Source organism: Rhizobium sp. AN73 (genome assembly GCF_030757975.1).
Taxonomy (GTDB): domain Bacteria; phylum Pseudomonadota; class Alphaproteobacteria; order Rhizobiales; family Rhizobiaceae; genus Agrobacterium; species Agrobacterium arsenijevicii.
Map to the genome: position 1 here is coordinate 1738108 of NZ_JARWME010000002.1, position 15611 is coordinate 1753718.

The window sequence follows — 15611 nt, forward strand, 5'->3', positions numbered from 1 at the left end:
AATTTTATGGGAGATATTGCAGTGCAAAATAAAAGCCGCGACAGGTGCGATCCTGTCACGGCTTTTGAAACCATTGGTTTTACCGGACCTCAGACGTCTGCGCCGAGACGCGCCCACTCCATGTAGAGATCGAGCGCCTTGCGGGCGACCGGACCTGCCTGCAACTCGCGGTCATCCAGCTTCACGACAGGCGAAACCTTGGAATAATTGCCCGAGCAGAAGATTTCATCCGCCTCGCGGAAATCCTCGACCGAAAGCGTTGCCTCGCGAACCTCAAAACCGGCCTGACGCAGAAGGCCGATGACCCGCGAGCGGGTAATGCCGGCAAGGAAGGTGCGGTTCGGAACCGGGGTGAAGACAACGCCGTCCTTGACCATGAAGATGTTGGAAGATGCGGATTCGGCGACATTGCCGTTCATGTCACGCATCAGGGCATTGTCGAAGCCGCGCGAGCGGGCTTCCAGAATGGCGCGACCGCTATTGGGGTAAAGGCTGCCGGCCTTGGCATCCGTCATCGCGGTTTCCGGCGAAGGGCGGCGCAGCGGCGAGACGGTGAGCGTCAGCGATGCACCGGCATTCATCGGCGCTTCGAAAAGGCACAGCGCAAAACGGGTGGAATTGGCATCCGGCGCGACAACGCTGCCCGGCGAACCGTGTTCGGCCCAATACATCGGCTTGATGTAGATTTCGGTCTTGCCGTCGAATTTGTTGACGCCTTCCAGCGCCAGCGCCTCGATCTCTTCCGCCGTCATCGTCGGCTTCATGCCCATGTTGGTGGCAGAGCGGTTGACGCGCTGGCAATGCAGATCGAGATCGGGAGCCACGCCATCGAACCAGCGCGCACCGTCAAACACCGTCGACGCCAGCCACATGGCATGCGAAGTCGGGCCGATAAGCGGCGGATTGCCGGGCAGCCATTGACCGTCAACATAGGTCCAGGTGGTTGATCGGGGTGCTGTATCGACGGTCATAGTTGCTCCTGTCTTGAGCATCTCCGCTTTTTCTTTGAAAAGCGAAGATGCTCTGTCTCTCTGTCCTGGTGCATTCCCGGACGCAAAACCGCTGCGCACTTTTGCTGGAAATGCTTTCAAAATCGGCCGGAGTGAATGCCTCTGACCGGACGAGGTCAAGTTTTAATTGCCGCCATATCTGATTTTGATGGAAAATAACAAATGCAGGCCCTGACAAAGACATTTTGTGAGGCGAAACAAAAGGTTGATGAATAGATCCATCACAATAATTCATGCATCGGACGATGGCGGCGCGATTTCGCACATGCGATGCTGTGGCTCTGACGGCGCTTGCAGCGCTTTCTGCCCGTCCTAGTTCGCCCATCCGGATGCGACGTTTCCGCAGGAGGAAATCATGGCTTGGTCCGCCCACCAATATCTGAAATTCGAAGATGAGCGGACACGGCCCGCACGGGATCTGTTGGCGCAGGTGCCGCTGGAGCGCGTGTTGAACGGCTTCGATCTCGGCTGCGGCCCCGGCAATTCCACCGAGCTTCTGACCGACCGTTACGGCGTCAACGTCATCACCGGCATCGACAGCGATGACGACATGCTGGAGAAGGCGGCGGACCGGCTGCCCAACACCCGTTTCGGCAAGGCCGACCTTGGCAACTGGCGCCCCACCCAGAAGGCGGACCTGCTCTATGCCAATGCGGTTTTCCAGTGGGTGCCGGATCATCTTCCCGTTCTTTCGCAACTGATGGACCAGCTGGAAAGCGGCGGCGTTCTTGCCGTACAGATGCCTGACAATCTGGAGGAGCCGACGCATCGCGCCATGGAGGAAACGGGCGCGAACGGCCCCTGGAAAGACACGTTTGCGGATGGCAAATTGCGCCGCAAACCCCTGCCCGCGCCATCAGCCTATTTCGATGCACTGGCACCGAAATCCGCGCGGGTGGATGTGTGGCACACCATCTACAACCACCCCATGAAGGATGCGGCAAGCATTGTGGAATGGGTCAAGGGCACGGGCCTGCGCCCCTATCTCGCCGCCGCCGGCGAGGAAAACCGCGAGGCCTTCCTCTCCGACTATACGAGGCGCATTGCGGCCGCCTATCCGCCGATGGCGGACGGCCGGCTGCTGTTGCGTTTTCCCCGCCTGTTCGTGCTGGCGGTGAAGAAGTAGGGCTAACCCGCGAAGGCATAGACCCGGAGGCGGTGGCCGTCGGGGTCGGCCGCGGTGAATGTGTGGCCGAATTCCATTCGGGCGGGTTGCTGCAGAATGGTAATGCCCTTCGCCTTCCAGCCGGCAAAGGTTTCATCCACCTGCGCGTCGGTTTCGACGCGGAAGGCAAGCTCGCCGCCACCGCCGGTGACAGACGCCTTCGGCTCCACCGTGTGCTGCGACCAGAGGCCGAGCTTCATGCCGTTCTGAAGCACGAACAGGGAGAATGTCGGAGATGCCTCGACCGGCTCCGCACCCAGCAGCGCCTTGTAAAATTCCGTGCTGGCCGGCGGGTTGTCGACGTAGAGAATGGTGAAATCGGGGTGGGTCATGGTTGTTCTCCTTGGTTGCGGATGAACAGGTTCTAGACCCCGGTGCTGTCAGTTTTTGTCAGCATGGTTTTGTTGCCGCCGCCGTTTTTCCCGCTCGCGCCATTCTTTCAGCAGGACCTGGCGACGCCGGGGATAACGCTTGTCCATTGGCTGGAAACTCTCGATGCGATCGGCCCGGAAACTGCGGAAATCCTGCCGCGTCTCGCACCATGCCAGCACCACGCGCACCAAATCGAAAAAAGCGAGCGCGAAGGGCCAGATCACCCGTTCCGTCAGCTCCCCCTTTTCGTCACGATAGGTCAGCACAACCTTGCTCTCCTTGCGGATGATATCGCGGATGGCGGCGAGATCGACGCGGATGGAGGCCATGGCCTGTCCGGGGCCGACGAGCAGGGTGGAATTGTCGAGTTCTTCGCGCAGGACATCGGGCAAAACGGCACCGATCTTCACAAGTGCGCCACGGGCGGCCTCAGCCAGCCCCGCATCGGCGCGACCCGCCACCCAGCGCGACCCGAGCACCAGCGCTTCGATCTCCTGCTGCGAAAACATCAGTGGCGGCAACAGGAAACCGGGACGCAGCACGTAACCCACACCCGCCTCGCCCTCAATGTCCGCACCCTGCGCCTGCAGCGTTGCTATATCGCGGTAAAGCGTGCGCAGGCTGACGCCGGTTTGTGTGGCAAGGGCCGTGCCGCTGACCGGCATGCGGTGCGAGCGCAATATCTGCAACAGATCAAGAAGCCGTTGTGAGCGCGACACGCGACATTCCTCCACATTCCGATCTGCCGTTGGCGATCTCTCGTGCCCGACAGGTAACGCCGCCTGCCGCCGGGTGCAATCGCGTAAAAAAGGGTGGACAATGCCGGCCGGTCATTATGTAGATATCGCCACCAACGTCACAGGCATTTTGAGTTCCCGCCATGATCGTTCGCCCAAAGCCGAACCTGCTGCAACTTTTCGTCATCGTGCGCGGATCAATCATCGTCCGCATCTTTCCGCAGGTGCTTGCGGTTTTCCTGCTGTCGACGCTCGTGGTCTGGGCGCACAAGGATCGCCCCGATCTGGTGCAGGCGCTGAATGGCGCACCGTTTTCCCTGATGGGCATCGCGCTTTCGGTCTTCCTCGGTTTTCGCGCCAATGCCTGTTACGACCGCTGGTGGGAGGCCCGCAAACAATGGGGTGCGCTGATTACCGTGGCGCGCACGCTGGCGCGCCAGAGCGCCTTGCTGGAAAGCCGGACTGATGTGGCCGATCCCGTTTCGCGCCGGCGGATCATCGATCTCGCCATCGTCTTTAGCCACGAACTGGTTTCACATCTGCGCCCCGGCGAGGCAAAGCCCACCGTTGCTAGCCTCATTCCGGATGATGTGGCGGAGAATTACGCCCATAGCCGAAACAAGCCGGAAATGCTGCTGCGCGCGATTTCCAGCGATCTGTTCGCCGCCAACGCAAAAGGGCAGATCAGCGATATCCAATTGCAAATGCTGGATGCCACCGTGCAGCAGATGGGGGCCGCACTTGCCTCCTGCGAGCGCATCCGCCACACGCCGGTTGCCTTCGGTTATTCGCTGCTGCTGCACCGCACCGCGCATCTCTTCTGCCTGTTGCTGCCGTTCGGTTTCACCGATCTGCTCGGCTGGGCGACGCCCTTTACCAGCACGCTGATCGCTTACACACTCTTCGGTCTCGATGCCCTGTCCGACGAGCTGGAAGAACCCTTCGGCAGCGGCTTAAACGCGCTGCCGATCAATTCGCTTGCCACCGTCATCGAGATCAATCTGCGCGAGGCAATGGGCGAAACCGACCTTCCAGCCAATCCGCGCCCGGTGGATTACGTGCTGATGTAATCTCACCCTGCCCGGTTGAAACCGATGGCGCGGACACCAGTTAATAAAAGACGCCTTCCCAGTCCGGCATCCCCAGCCGGCCATGTTTTCACGAAACAGGAGAGACACCCCATGTATCACGTCAACGCCAATGGTGCGAATATCCCCGCCCTCGGTTTCGGCACCTTCCGCATTCCGGAAGACGATATCAGGCGCATTCTGCCGGAAGCGCTGAAGCTCGGTTTCCGCCATGTCGACACCGCGCAGATCTACAAGAACGAAGGTGCCGTTGGTGAGGTGATCGCTCACTCCGGCATTTCCCGGCACGATATTTTCCTGACCACCAAGGTCTGGGTGGACCGCTACCGCCACGATGATTTTCTCACCTCCGTCAATGAAAGCCTTGTGAAGCTGAAGACTGACTATGTCGATCTCCTGCTGCTGCACTGGCCGCAAAGCGATGTGCCGCTGGCCGAACGGATCGGCGCGCTGAACGAAGTTCGCAAGGCCGGAAAGGTGCGCAATATCGGTATTTCCAACTTCAACGTGGCGCTGACCGAAGAGGCGGTGAAGCTCTCCGACACACCGCTTGCCACCAACCAGATCGAATACCACCCCTATCTCGACCAGACCAAGGTGATCGCGGCCGCACGCAAACACGGGCTTTCGATCACCGCCTATTACCTGATGGCCGATGGCCGGGTGCCGAACGATCCGGTTCTGAAGGATATCGGCGCAAGGCACGGTAAGACGGCGGCGCAGGTGGTGTTGCGCTGGGCCGTGCAGCAGCCGGATGTCGTGGCGCTTTCCAAGACGGCGACGGAAAGCCGCCTCAAGGAAAACTTCGACGTTTTCGATTTTGCGCTGACGGAAGAGGAAATGCAGGCGATCCACGCGCTTGCCAAACCGAACGGCCGCATCGTCAACCCCGGCCACCTCGCGCCCGATTGGGACGATTGACCAGCTGCACCCGGTTCCGTCTCACCGCTGGGTTAAAGCCAGTTTCGCCCCGAGCGCCACGAAAGCGGCGGCGAAACTGCGTCTCAGCCAGGTGAGCACGGCCGGGCGCGCCACCACTTGGCGCCTGACCGAGGCGGCAAAGCAGCCGTAAAGCGCAAACACCAGAAACGTCATGGCCATAAAAATCAGCCCTAGATCGACCATGCGCCATGTCGGAGAGGCCTCCTCCGGCGCAATGAATTGCGGCAGGAACGCGAAAAAGAAGATCGACAGTTTCGGGTTCAGGAGATTGATGAGGATCGCCTCGCCGGTGACCCGCGTGGCCTTGCGGTGCTCTTGGCCGTCATCGATCTTCAGCGCGCCATCTTCCCGAAGCGTGTTCCATGCCATGTAGAGCAGATAAGCGACGCCCAGATATTTGATCACGCCGAAAGCCAGCGCACTGGCGTGCAGGATAGCAGCAAGGCCGGTGATGGCGGCCAGTAGATGCGGCACGATGCCGAGCGTACAGCCAAACGCCGCGATAACGCTCGCCCTCGCCCCTTGGGAAAGACCGGCCGCGAGCGTGTAAACCACGCCTGTTCCGGGAGAAGCGACGACGACGAGGGATGTGATGAGGAATTCGAGGGTCATGGGAGTTGCAAGTCCTGTGGGGTGGAGGGCTTGAGCATGGCCGGAGATGGTGTGGGTGTCTTGGATGAAATTGCAGTTCGATGACACGCGAGACGCACCCACCTTCCCTCATTCCTGTGCTCGTCACAGGAATCCAGTCGACGCGGCTCTCGCGCGGCGGGAGGAGTCCTTTCAGCCCAAGGACTTGGGCTGGCTGGATTCCTGTGACAAGCACAGGAATGAGGGAGGATAGCTTTTACGAAACCGCCGCCCTATAGGCCGCCGGTGTCACCCCGAATTGCCGCACGAAAAGCCGGTTCAGGTGGCTCTGGTCGGAAAAACCCGCGGAAAAGGCCACATCGGCGGGTGGCGCACCTTTGCTCAGCGCACCCCGTGCCAGATGCAGGCGTCGCTGCAAAAGGTAGCTGTGCGGCGTCAGCCCCGTGGCCCTGGCGAAGGATCGCAGAAAGCGGAACTGGTTCATGCCAGCCTCCTGCGCCAGATCGGTTAGGCGCAACGGCCGGGCGGGATCGTCATCGATCCTGTTTTTCGCCCGCCTAATGTTGTCGGGTGCCGCCGTTTCGCGTGGCATCGTCACCGTCTCCATCGCACCTACTAGCAACATCAGCAGGGTCTCGTCGCAGCGAAGGGTGTCACCCGGACGATCTGTTGCGGTCATGGCTGAAAAAAGCGTGCGGAACCGGTCTGCCAGAGGCCTGATGTCGACCGGATAGGCGAATTCGAAAGTGCCGTGATCCTTTTCGCTGATATCGGCAATGGCGTCCTGCACGATATCGATGTCGAGATAGAGCATCCGCCAGGCACGGCCGCCCTCTCCCAGCGGAATGCCGTCATGTATCTCACCGGGATTGACGGTGATGACATGGCCGGCTTCGGCCTCCACCATGCCGCGCCCGCTCAGCGATTTCTGCGCGCCGCGCTCCACAAGGCCGATGCCGAACTGATCGTGCATGTGGCGCGGGAAGGCGCGGTCGCTATCCGCGACAACCGCAGAAATGCCGGGCATGACTGTTTTCGGCATCCGGAATTGACGACCGTTCATGAAAAGCCTGACGCTCCCTTGCAAGAGCGCCACGCTATCACAGGCAGCGTGCCCCGGACAGGGAGGCTACGGGTGCATGCCGTTGATCATCGAAAACACCTGATCGAAATTGCCGTTCTGGGCGGCAAAACGCAGTGGCTTGCAGCGCTCCACCACCACTTCCTTTTCATCCGGGCGGCGGTCAAGGATATCCATCACCTCGGAAATGAAGGCTTCGAGCGGCATGGCTCTTTCGTCATTTGCCTGGCCTTCGCCCATCAGCGTCGTCTGTACATAGGGCGGCACGATTTCGATGACATCGACCGAGGTTTCTTTGAGCTGCTCGCGCAGTGCGACCGAATAGGCATGGATGGCCGATTTGGTGGCGCTGTAGGTGGGGGTCAACACCATCGGCACGAAGGCGAGACCGGACGACACCGTCAGCACCGTAGCATCGGGCTGCTTGAGGAAATGCGGCAAGAGCGCTGCCGTCAGCCGGATCGGTGCCAGCAGGTTGGTGGCGATGGTTTCTTCCCCCGTCTCCAGATAGTCCGGGGCCGAGGCGATATCCTCCGGCCGCATGATGCCGGCATTGTTGATGACGGCGTTGAGCGTCGGATGCGCCTTGACGAGATTATCAGCGAAAGTGCGGACGCCTTCGGCGTCGGTCGCATCCATCACCATCGAGGCCATGCCGGGATTGGCCGTCGTTACTTCGTCGAGCACGGCCTGACGGCGGCCGGAAATGACGACCCTGTTGCCCAGACGGTGAAACGCTTCCGCCAGCGCCCGCCCGATGCCCGAACCGCCGCCGGTGATGAGAATGGTGTTGCCTGTCGTTTTCATCGGAAAATCCTTTCCCTGTTGGATGACAGGAAATTAGCGGCTATACTCTCCATTCGAAAGTAGGCACCCAAAAGATTTATACTTACCCAAAGGAGAGTGTAAGATGAAACGGCATGCCGCCGATCCCATGATCGAAAACAGGCGTAAGTCTCCGCCGCCCACCGAAGCCGATCCGGTCATCGAGGCGCTGGTTCAGGACATTATCGCGAAAGTCGCGGACAAATGGACGATGCTGATCCTTGAGGTACTGGAAGAGCATGGCACGCTGCGCTTTACGCAGATCGGCAGGCTGGTCGGCACCATCAGCCAGAAGATGCTGACGAAAACACTGAGGCAGATGGAAAGCGACGGGCTGGTGCGCCGCACCGTGCATCCCGTCATTCCGCCGCATGTGGATTACAGCCTCACCACACTCGGCAAGACACTCGGCAGCGCCTTTTGCGGCGTGTGGATCTGGGCGGAAACCCACCATGCCGAAATAGAAGAGGCGCGGCGACTGTTCAACGAACAACCGCCGCGCCCCGCAATGGAATAGACTCGCCTTAGAGCACATCCGGCTGGAAATGCTTCAAACGAACTGGCTGAGGCCCGGAACCGAGGCGATCACCTTATCGACGGTTTCATCGCCCGCGTGCTGGCGGGCAACAGCGATGGTTTCCTTGGCGAGCGTGCCGATTTCGCTCATGCCGATGCCCTGGCTCATGAGCTGCTGGCCGAGGCCCATGATACCGCCGCCGCCGATCGCGCTCATCAGGCCGCCCAGCAGACCGCCGCCACCAGTGGCGCCCTCACCGTTATACTGCGCCACGAGATCGCTGGCGCCGGGGATGGATTCGATCATATGGGCAATCGGACCGTCTGCCGCCTCGCGCTGGAGAAACCCGAGAATCATGCCAACAGCCTTTTCGGCCAGTTCAGGGTCTATACCCGCCTTTGCGGCGATCTGGTCCACGACTTCGTTCATTCTTGCCTCCTGTTGAAAAACGACGTCAACACCGAATAACTGACGTTAACGTCAAGGTAAAACAATCTCAAGCCGCATACAAGCGGCCGGCGCGGCAACTTTCAGGAAGCGGTTTTTCCTCATCGCCATCAAGCAGTTGTTGCGCCTTGAAACTGTCCTTATAAGATCATCACAACCATACTATGAAAAGGCCGCTTTGGCAGCAGCGGTCAGAGGATGCTGTAAAACATTCAATTCGGACATGACCTTCGTTAAATCGATCCCGATTTTAAGGGTCACGCATCAGTCGCAGGAGAAAATGGTCGATGTTGCAGGACGGACAGATCTATATCGGGACCAGCCGCAATCCGGACGACAGCCTGAACAAGGGTGAATATCTGGAGCTGAAATTCGGCAACCGCCACGGCCTGATCACCGGCGCAACGGGCACGGGCAAGACCGTGACCTTGCAGGTTCTCGCCGAAGGTTTTTCGCAGGCCGGCGTTCCCGTCTTCTGCGCCGATATCAAGGGCGACCTTTCCGGTATCGCCGCGCAGGGCGAAGCCAAGGACTGGGTGCAAAAACGTGCCGAACAGATCGGCTTCACGGACTTTTCCTATGGCAAGTCGCCGGTGATCTTCTGGGATCTCTACGGTGAAAAAGGCCATCGCGTGCGCGCCACCATCGCCGAAATGGGCCCGCTGCTGCTGGCGCGGCTGATGGACGCCTCCGAAGCGCAGGAAGGCGTGCTCAACATCGCCTTCAAGATCGCCGACCAGGGCGGGTTGCCGCTGCTTGATCTGAAAGACCTGCAGTCGCTCTTGAACTACATGGGTGAGAACGCCAGCGCGCTTTCAAGCCAGTTCGGCCTGATTTCCAAGACCTCGGTCGGTTCGCTGCAACGCGGGCTGCTGGTTCTCGAACAGCAGGGTGCGGCAAACTTCTTCGGTGAACCGGCGCTCAAGATAGCCGACATCATGCGTGTCGGCACCGACGGGCGTGGCACCGTTTCGGTTCTCGCCGCCGACAGGCTGATGATGAACCCGCGCCTTTACGCCACCTTCCTGTTGTGGATGCTTTCGGAACTCTTCGAGGAACTGCCGGAAGTGGGCGACCCTGAAAAGCCGCGTCTGGTGTTCTTTTTCGACGAGGCGCATCTGCTGTTCAACGATGCGCCAAGGGTACTGGTCGAGCGTGTGGAGCAGGTGGTGCGGCTTATCCGCTCCAAGGGTGTGGGCGTCTATTTCGTGACGCAGAACCCGCTCGACGTGCCGGAAACCGTTCTCGCCCAGCTCGGCAACCGCGTACAGCACGCGCTTCGCGCCTATACACCGCGTGAGCAGAAGGCCGTGCGCACCGCAGCCGACACCTTCCGCCAGAACCCTGCCTTCAATACGGCCGACATCATCACCACGCTCGGCACGGGCGAAGCGCTGATTTCCACCCTGCATGACAAGGGCGCGCCCTCCATCGTCGAGCGTACCCTCGTGCGGCCGCCATCGGGCCGCGTCGGGCCGCTCACCGATGCGGAGCGCAAAGCGCTGATCGATACCGGTCCGGTCGCCGGACAATACGATCAGGATATTGACCGCGAATCGGCTTTCGAAATCCTTGCCGGACGCGCCCAGAAGGCGGCCGAGGCTGAAGCCGCCAAGCGTGCGGAAGAGGAAAACGCCTCCAACCAGTCCGACAATGCCTCGGGACGCTGGCGCCTGCCCGGCTTCGGCGACGAGGAACCCACAAAGGCCTCCACCACCGGCGCACGCAAGACGAGCGGTTATCAGCGCGAAACGGTGATCGAGGCGGCAATGAAAAGTGCTGCCCGCTCCGTTGCCACCTCCGTGGGCCGCGCCATCGTGCGCGGGATTTTGGGAAGCCTGAAGCGGTAGAAATAGATACGCCGCCCAGCCTTGATGAGCCGGGCGGCGCTTTTTAATTGGTCGGCGTGGCGGCCTATTTCTGGCGATAGAAGATCATGCCGCCGTGATAGAGCACATCATCAACGAATTCGCCGTCGGCGGTAAAACCGGTATCGTCCCAATAATTGATACGGTTGCCTTTCACCTCATATCGCCCCTGATAAGCGCTTTTGCGCTGGCCGCGTGCCTCATCGTAACGACCATCAGGCAAAAGCTCCTGACGGACATGACCATCGCCGGTGACCCACATGCCGATATAGGGGTGGCTTTCGGCCTGGACTATCTTGTCCGTATTCCCTTTCACGGCACGACCGTCCTGATGGTGGCCGGTATCGGCGCCAGCCGCTGCGAGCACAAGGGCAACCGATGTCGAAACAATATTCATTCGCCCGATCCTCCTACGCGGCCACCGGGCGGACGACGATTTCATTGACGTCCACGTCTTCGGGTTGTTCGATGGCATAGCGGACCGCGCGGCCGATGGCGTCCGGCTTTAATGCCACGGCCCGGTAGCTCTGCATCAACTCCGCAGCAGCCGGATCGGTGATGGTGCCGGCGAGTTCGCTTTCCACCACGCCGGGATGAATGCAGGTGACGCGGAGATCGCGGTTTTCCTGCCGCAGCCCGTCCGAAATGGCGCGTACCGCAAATTTCGTCGCGCAATAGACGGCAGCCGTGGGCGAAACGGCCAGTGCGCCGATGGAGGCGATGTTGACGATGTGGCCGGAAGCACGCGCGGTCATATCAGGCAGAACGGCGGCAACCCCGTAAAGCACGCCTTTGATGTTGACGTCGATCATTCGGTCCCATTCATCGACCTTGAGCGACGACATCAGCGAAAGCGGCATGATACCGGCATTGTTGACGATAACGTCGATCTGGCCGAAGGCCTTGCGCCCGGCCTCCGCAAAAGCTTCGACACTCTGCCTTTCCGTTACATTCAACGGATGGACGACAACTTCGGCGCCCGTCTGGCGTAGTTCTTCGGCCAAAGCCTGCAAACGGTCCATGCGGCGCGCGCCCAGAACCAGTTTCGCACCGGCGGCGGCAAGTTCCCTTGCGATACCCTCACCTATTCCGCTCGATGCACCTGTGATGAGAACAACTTTGTTCAATGTCATGGCTTTCTCCTTGCCGTTACGGCCCGCTTTTTTGGAAGCGGCCGTTGCAGGAAAGATAAAGCTTTGCCATTGTCGTGATAATCGCCTCAATCGTAACCTCTATGGATAGATTTTCTAATCAATGAATGTCGATCTCAACGCGCTCTCCACTTTCTGCATGGTTGCCGAGGAACGCAGTTTCCGGGCCGCTGCGGACAGGCTCGGCGTAACGCGATCCGCCGTCAGCCAGACCATCCGCAAGCTTGAAGAGACGATGGGAATAGCGCTGGTGCAGCGCACCACACGCAGCGTCAGCCTGACGGAAGCGGGACAGCAGCTTTACGCCGATGTGTCGCCATCCATCGGCAACCTCGTGCAAGCGACACAGGCCGCCTCTTCCCTCAGCGGAACTCCGCGGGGGCAATTGCGGCTTGCCGTTTCCTCGATAGCCGAGCGCTTTTTGTCCGGGCCATTGCTCGCGAGCTTTGCCGAAGCGCATCCGGAAGTGCAGCTCGATATCGTCGTGACGGACGAGGAGTTCGACATTGTTGCCGAACATTACGATGCCGGCGTGCGTCTGGGGGAGCTGATCGCGCAGGATATGATTGCCGTTCCGGTTTCCGCTCCGCAGCGGCAGCTCGCCGTCTGTTCTCCGCAATACCGGGACCGTTTCGCCTTACCGACGCAGCCCCGCGACTTGATGCATCACAGATGTATCGGCTGGCGGCCTCGTCCGGGCGTTGCGCCATATCGCTGGGAATTTGCGGAAAATGGCCGTGAGTTCGCGGTGGCGGTGCAGCCGGACTTCACCACCAACGACATGCAGCTGATGATAAAGTTGGCCTGCGCCGGCGCCGGCATCACATTCGGCATGGAAGAGACGTTCCGTCCCTATCTGGAGAGCGGCAAGCTCGTTTCCATGCTGGAGGACCATTCGCCGACCTTTGCGGGATTTTATCTCTATTATCCCAATCGCCGTAATCTCGCGCCGAAGCTGCGCGCTTTTATCGATCACGTTCGCTTGCCGAGAAACCGGTAATCTGCCGGAGCGGCCTCCGGCAGATCGGTATGTCAGGCGAAAGGGTTATTTCTTCTGCGACAGCAGCGAGAAGAACGCGCCCTGCGGGTCCTGACAATTAACGATCCAGCTGTCGCCGGGAACCTCCATCGGGCCGTTGACGACCTTGCCGCCGCCAGTGCTGACACGGGTGATGGCTTCCTCGATGCCGTCGACATTGAAGTAATAACTCCAATGGCAGACGGGCATCTGCGGCATGCGTTTCATCATGCCGCCGATTGCCTTGCCCTTGTGGGCGAAGATGCGATACGGGCCCATTTCACCGCCCATGTCGAAATCATGGTCCTTCGTCCAGCCGAAGACCTCGCCGTAAAAGGCGATGGCTTCATCGACATTGTCGGTGAAGAGTTCATGCCAGCCGACATGGCCCTGCTTGCTCTGGGTATCCTCGGGGAAGCCGCCGGTTTCCATCGGCAGTGTCGTCATGATGCAGATAACCGCACCGAAAGGATCCGCCACCACGGCGAAACGGCCGATCTCGGGAATATCCTGCGGCGGACGTCTGACCGAGCCGCCCTTTTCCGCAAAAAGCTTTGCCGTGGCATCGACATCGTCGACATCGACATAGCCGGTCCAGTTCGGCGGAATGCCCTGACCCTTGTGCTCCTCGGTCAGTTCCATGACGCCGCCCATGCCTTTGCCATCGGCCTCCAGCACCAGATAGGGCATTTCCGGCGAACCGAAATCCTTGGTCTGCCAGCCGACGACGTGGCCATAAAAGCGGGCGCCCGCCTCCATGTCAGGCGTCATCAGTTCGACCCATATGAATTTTCCGTGTGTATCGGACATTTTGTCTCTCCGGGGTTATGACGTGAGTTTTCTGGCAATCGGCCGCCGCAGGGGGCGGCGGCGCGTCATTCGGCGTGGTCGGGCAGTTCCGGCGTGGCATCACGCCTTGCGCCGGAATTCCGATGTCATGAAGGTCTTGAAGCTGCCGTCCGGTTGGCGGACGCTGCCGGAAAAGCCGCGGTGGTTGTCGTCATGCAGCACCAGCACATCGTGGTAGGTATCGATGCGGCCCGAACCGTCGAAGGATGGCCCTTCCGCTTCCAGTGTCAGCGTCTTGCCGTCGTCTTCCAGCCAGCCCTTGTAGACCCAGAGATAGGTCATCATCGATCCGACCCAGGTGCCGACGAAATGGCCCTTGGCCGGGTCGAAACCCACCGTGATGACGGCCGTCATGACCGAGCCATCAGGCATCTTGCCGGAGCCGTTCCCGATGATCCACAGCCCACCGACGGAGCTGACGGTTTCGGTGAACCGCTGGGCGGGGTCAGTGGGATCGTATCCCTCGTAGCCTGAACTGGCGGTCATGACCCAATCGCCGACGATCCTGCTCAGGAACTCGTGTTCCTTCTGCGGCTTGGCACTTTCCATTTTCGTCTCCTCCTCCTCGTCTGTGGTTCAGTGGCAGCAAGACGCGGCCTTCGGCTCGTCCTCATACTGGTCGTGCCGGCGCACCCAATCCATTACACCCTCTTCATTACGGCCTTTTGGCACCAGATCGAGCAGCATCAATGTGCCGACCGTCTGCTCCATGCCGCGGGCATAGGCGGAATAGCTGTGGTAAATTTTGCCGTCCTCGCCTTTGGCGAAAACGCTGACGCCGTGCAGGTCCTTCAGATCACCCATCGGCTCGATCTCACGATAATTGTAGGTGATCGCCCCGCTCTCGATATCCTCGTCGCGGAAGGAGGCCTGATAATCATAGTTGAAGTCGCTGCGTTCAGCCGAAACCCACGGGAACTGCCAGCCCATGCGGTTTCTATAGGCCTCGATCTTTTCGAGTGGCGCGCGCGAAACCGCGACGAAACCGGCATCGCCATGTTTCAGATGGATCAGAGCACCATCGACATGGTCGGCGAAAAAGGAGCAACCGGTGCAGCCCTCCTCCCAGTCGGGTGCCAGCATGAAATGGTAGACGATGAGCTGGCTGCAATTGCCGAACAGCTCCTTCAGCGATTTCGGGCCCGAAGGTGCGTCGAAAATATAATCCTTCGTCACCTCTTCCCAGGGCAATGCGCGCCGCGCGTCGTTCAGCCTGTCACGGGCGCGGGTCAGTTCCTTTTCCTTCACCAGCAGATCGCGGCGGGCCGCAAGCCACTCCTCCTTCGAAACGACGGGATGAGACATGATCTTTCCTCCTTGGATCCGTCTTTCACCACGGCACAGCTCCACTTCCGTGGAGGACGCCGCTTATTTCTGCATTGAAAGCCAAGAAAACCGCCAGCAGACTAACAAGTTCCGCTTGACTAATTAGGTTGATATCAACATATTAATCCCATGTCAAACGCCAGCGTGATTCCTTTTTCAGCAACTCTTTTCGTGCGGGACTCCTGTCTTTGCCTGCATGCGCAACGTGCGGCGCGGGCGCTGGCGCGGCTGTTCGACAATGCGCTGAAACCCGTTGGCATCAACAATGGCCAGTTCTCCCTGCTGATGTCGCTCAACCGGCCGGAGCCGCCGCCAATGGGACCGGTCGCCAATCTTCTGGCCATGGACCGCACGACGCTGACGGCGGCACTGAAACCGCTGGAGCGGCGCGGGCTGATCAGCATCGAACAGGACCCGAAGGACAAGCGTGGCAAGCGTCTGCGGCTGACGGCCGAGGGCATGGCTGTGCTCGTCGCCGCATTTCCGATCTGGGAACAGACCCATGCCGAAATCGAGGCCCGCATCGGCAGCGGCGATCCAAACCGGCTGCGCCGTGACCTTATCGATCTCGGCTGACGGGATGACGGCATAGCGTCACTTTTGTGCGCCAGAATGTCATCTGGC

At 60.0% G+C, this 15611-nt stretch carries 19 protein-coding genes; 7 read left to right on the forward strand and 12 right to left on the reverse strand.

Features of this window, described 5'->3' with window-relative positions; translation table 11 throughout:
* Positions 1–89 precede the first annotated feature (89 nt).
* Positions 90–971, reverse strand: coding sequence for a branched-chain amino acid aminotransferase (locus RBH10_RS18530; protein ID WP_281036202.1), 882 nt, complete (start codon positions 969–971; stop codon positions 90–92).
* Between the two features lie 394 nt (positions 972–1365).
* Here RBH10_RS18530 and tam point away from each other — a divergent pair, with 394 nt between their 5' ends.
* A complete protein-coding gene (tam, locus tag RBH10_RS18535; RefSeq protein ID WP_281036201.1) occupies positions 1366–2136 on the forward strand; it encodes a trans-aconitate 2-methyltransferase in 771 nt (256 codons plus the stop codon).
* Between the two features lie 2 nt (positions 2137–2138).
* Here the strand turns inward: tam and RBH10_RS18540 are convergent, their stop codons facing one another.
* Both RBH10_RS18540 and RBH10_RS18545 read right to left on the reverse strand, forming a co-directional pair.
* Positions 2139–2507, reverse strand: a complete 369-nt coding sequence (locus tag RBH10_RS18540) for a VOC family protein (RefSeq protein ID WP_281036200.1) — start codon at positions 2505–2507, stop codon at positions 2139–2141.
* Positions 2508–2555: 48 nt separating this feature from the next.
* Positions 2556–3266, reverse strand: a complete 711-nt coding sequence (locus RBH10_RS18545; protein ID WP_281036199.1) for a YafY family protein — start codon at positions 3264–3266, stop codon at positions 2556–2558.
* 161 nt (positions 3267–3427) lie between these two features.
* On the opposite strand from RBH10_RS18545, the gene RBH10_RS18550 reads away from it, so the two are divergent.
* On the forward strand, positions 3428–4354 hold the full coding sequence (locus RBH10_RS18550; RefSeq protein WP_281036198.1) for a bestrophin family protein: 927 nt from the start codon (positions 3428–3430) through the stop codon (positions 4352–4354).
* 111 nt (positions 4355–4465) lie between these two features.
* Entirely contained in the window at positions 4466–5293 is an 828-nt protein-coding gene (locus RBH10_RS18555) for an aldo/keto reductase (protein WP_281036197.1), read from the forward strand.
* Between the two features lie 21 nt (positions 5294–5314).
* Here the strand turns inward: RBH10_RS18555 and RBH10_RS18560 are convergent, their stop codons facing one another.
* From RBH10_RS18560 to RBH10_RS18570, 3 genes are all read right to left on the reverse strand, one after another.
* Positions 5315–5926 carry a LysE family translocator gene (locus tag RBH10_RS18560; RefSeq protein WP_281036196.1) on the reverse strand — a complete coding sequence of 204 codons (612 nt, stop codon included), beginning with the start codon at positions 5924–5926 and terminating at the stop codon, positions 5315–5317.
* 235 nt (positions 5927–6161) lie between these two features.
* A complete protein-coding gene (locus RBH10_RS18565) occupies positions 6162–6968 on the reverse strand; it encodes an AraC family transcriptional regulator (RefSeq protein WP_281036195.1) in 807 nt (268 codons plus the stop codon).
* A gap of 66 nt (positions 6969–7034) precedes the next feature.
* Positions 7035–7793: an SDR family oxidoreductase gene (locus RBH10_RS18570; protein WP_281036194.1), complete on the reverse strand. Its 759-nt coding sequence runs from the start codon at positions 7791–7793 to the stop codon at positions 7035–7037.
* Positions 7794–7896: 103 nt separating this feature from the next.
* Between RBH10_RS18570 and RBH10_RS18575 the strand changes: the two genes are divergently transcribed.
* Positions 7897–8328, forward strand: a complete 432-nt coding sequence (locus tag RBH10_RS18575; RefSeq protein ID WP_045018093.1) for a helix-turn-helix domain-containing protein — start codon at positions 7897–7899, stop codon at positions 8326–8328.
* 33 nt (positions 8329–8361) lie between these two features.
* Here RBH10_RS18575 and RBH10_RS18580 read toward each other — a convergent pair whose 3' ends face one another.
* Positions 8362–8757, reverse strand: coding sequence for a hypothetical protein (locus RBH10_RS18580; protein WP_045018095.1), 396 nt, complete (start codon positions 8755–8757; stop codon positions 8362–8364).
* A gap of 305 nt (positions 8758–9062) precedes the next feature.
* Between RBH10_RS18580 and RBH10_RS18585 the strand changes: the two genes are divergently transcribed.
* Positions 9063–10625 carry a helicase HerA-like C-terminal domain-containing protein gene (locus RBH10_RS18585; protein ID WP_281036193.1) on the forward strand — a complete coding sequence of 521 codons (1563 nt, stop codon included), beginning with the start codon at positions 9063–9065 and terminating at the stop codon, positions 10623–10625.
* 64 nt (positions 10626–10689) lie between these two features.
* Here the strand turns inward: RBH10_RS18585 and RBH10_RS18590 are convergent, their stop codons facing one another.
* Both RBH10_RS18590 and RBH10_RS18595 read right to left on the reverse strand, forming a co-directional pair.
* Positions 10690–11040: an Atu4866 domain-containing protein gene (locus RBH10_RS18590; protein ID WP_281036192.1), complete on the reverse strand. Its 351-nt coding sequence runs from the start codon at positions 11038–11040 to the stop codon at positions 10690–10692.
* Between the two features lie 13 nt (positions 11041–11053).
* Entirely contained in the window at positions 11054–11776 is a 723-nt protein-coding gene (locus tag RBH10_RS18595; RefSeq protein WP_281036191.1) for an SDR family oxidoreductase, read from the reverse strand.
* 121 nt (positions 11777–11897) lie between these two features.
* Here RBH10_RS18595 and RBH10_RS18600 point away from each other — a divergent pair, with 121 nt between their 5' ends.
* The gene (locus RBH10_RS18600) at positions 11898–12794 is read left to right on the forward strand and encodes a LysR family transcriptional regulator (protein WP_281036190.1); all 897 of its coding nucleotides are present in this window, start codon (positions 11898–11900) and stop codon (positions 12792–12794) included.
* A 45-nt stretch (positions 12795–12839) separates the two neighbouring features.
* Here the strand turns inward: RBH10_RS18600 and RBH10_RS18605 are convergent, their stop codons facing one another.
* The 3 genes from RBH10_RS18605 to RBH10_RS18615 form a co-directional block, all read right to left on the reverse strand.
* Positions 12840–13622 carry a VOC family protein gene (locus RBH10_RS18605; RefSeq protein ID WP_281036189.1) on the reverse strand — a complete coding sequence of 261 codons (783 nt, stop codon included), beginning with the start codon at positions 13620–13622 and terminating at the stop codon, positions 12840–12842.
* Between the two features lie 99 nt (positions 13623–13721).
* On the reverse strand, positions 13722–14210 hold the full coding sequence (locus RBH10_RS18610) for a DUF1579 domain-containing protein (RefSeq protein ID WP_281036188.1): 489 nt from the start codon (positions 14208–14210) through the stop codon (positions 13722–13724).
* Positions 14211–14237: 27 nt separating this feature from the next.
* Positions 14238–14966: a thioredoxin family protein gene (locus tag RBH10_RS18615; RefSeq protein ID WP_281036187.1), complete on the reverse strand. Its 729-nt coding sequence runs from the start codon at positions 14964–14966 to the stop codon at positions 14238–14240.
* A 150-nt stretch (positions 14967–15116) separates the two neighbouring features.
* Between RBH10_RS18615 and RBH10_RS18620 the strand changes: the two genes are divergently transcribed.
* Complete coding sequence (locus tag RBH10_RS18620) at positions 15117–15563, forward strand: MarR family winged helix-turn-helix transcriptional regulator (RefSeq protein WP_281036186.1); 447 nt, start codon at positions 15117–15119, stop codon at positions 15561–15563.
* Positions 15564–15611: the final 48 nt, after the last annotated feature.

Bases quoted from the DNA above. Each gene is read 5' to 3' on its own strand.
- RBH10_RS18620 (WP_281036186.1), top strand. From the start codon at position 15,117: ATGTCAAACGCCAGCGTGATTCCTTTTTCAGCAACTCTTTTCGTGCGG.
- RBH10_RS18575 (WP_045018093.1), top strand. From the start codon at position 7,897: ATGAAACGGCATGCCGCCGATCCCATGATCGAAAACAGGCGTAAGTCT.
- RBH10_RS18595 (WP_281036191.1), bottom strand. From the start codon at position 11,776: ATGACATTGAACAAAGTTGTTCTCATCACAGGTGCATCGAGCGGAATA.
- RBH10_RS18550 (WP_281036198.1), top strand. From the start codon at position 3,428: ATGATCGTTCGCCCAAAGCCGAACCTGCTGCAACTTTTCGTCATCGTG.
- RBH10_RS18570 (WP_281036194.1), bottom strand. From the start codon at position 7,793: ATGAAAACGACAGGCAACACCATTCTCATCACCGGCGGCGGTTCGGGC.
- RBH10_RS18615 (WP_281036187.1), bottom strand. From the start codon at position 14,966: ATGTCTCATCCCGTCGTTTCGAAGGAGGAGTGGCTTGCGGCCCGCCGC.
- tam (WP_281036201.1), top strand. From the start codon at position 1,366: ATGGCTTGGTCCGCCCACCAATATCTGAAATTCGAAGATGAGCGGACA.
- RBH10_RS18585 (WP_281036193.1), top strand. From the start codon at position 9,063: ATGTTGCAGGACGGACAGATCTATATCGGGACCAGCCGCAATCCGGAC.
- RBH10_RS18605 (WP_281036189.1), bottom strand. From the start codon at position 13,622: ATGTCCGATACACACGGAAAATTCATATGGGTCGAACTGATGACGCCT.
- RBH10_RS18610 (WP_281036188.1), bottom strand. From the start codon at position 14,210: ATGGAAAGTGCCAAGCCGCAGAAGGAACACGAGTTCCTGAGCAGGATC.
- RBH10_RS18580 (WP_045018095.1), bottom strand. From the start codon at position 8,757: ATGAACGAAGTCGTGGACCAGATCGCCGCAAAGGCGGGTATAGACCCT.
- RBH10_RS18540 (WP_281036200.1), bottom strand. From the start codon at position 2,507: ATGACCCACCCCGATTTCACCATTCTCTACGTCGACAACCCGCCGGCC.
- RBH10_RS18600 (WP_281036190.1), top strand. From the start codon at position 11,898: ATGAATGTCGATCTCAACGCGCTCTCCACTTTCTGCATGGTTGCCGAG.
- RBH10_RS18560 (WP_281036196.1), bottom strand. From the start codon at position 5,926: ATGACCCTCGAATTCCTCATCACATCCCTCGTCGTCGTCGCTTCTCCC.
- RBH10_RS18590 (WP_281036192.1), bottom strand. From the start codon at position 11,040: ATGAATATTGTTTCGACATCGGTTGCCCTTGTGCTCGCAGCGGCTGGC.
- RBH10_RS18530 (WP_281036202.1), bottom strand. From the start codon at position 971: ATGACCGTCGATACAGCACCCCGATCAACCACCTGGACCTATGTTGAC.
- RBH10_RS18565 (WP_281036195.1), bottom strand. From the start codon at position 6,968: ATGAACGGTCGTCAATTCCGGATGCCGAAAACAGTCATGCCCGGCATT.
- RBH10_RS18555 (WP_281036197.1), top strand. From the start codon at position 4,466: ATGTATCACGTCAACGCCAATGGTGCGAATATCCCCGCCCTCGGTTTC.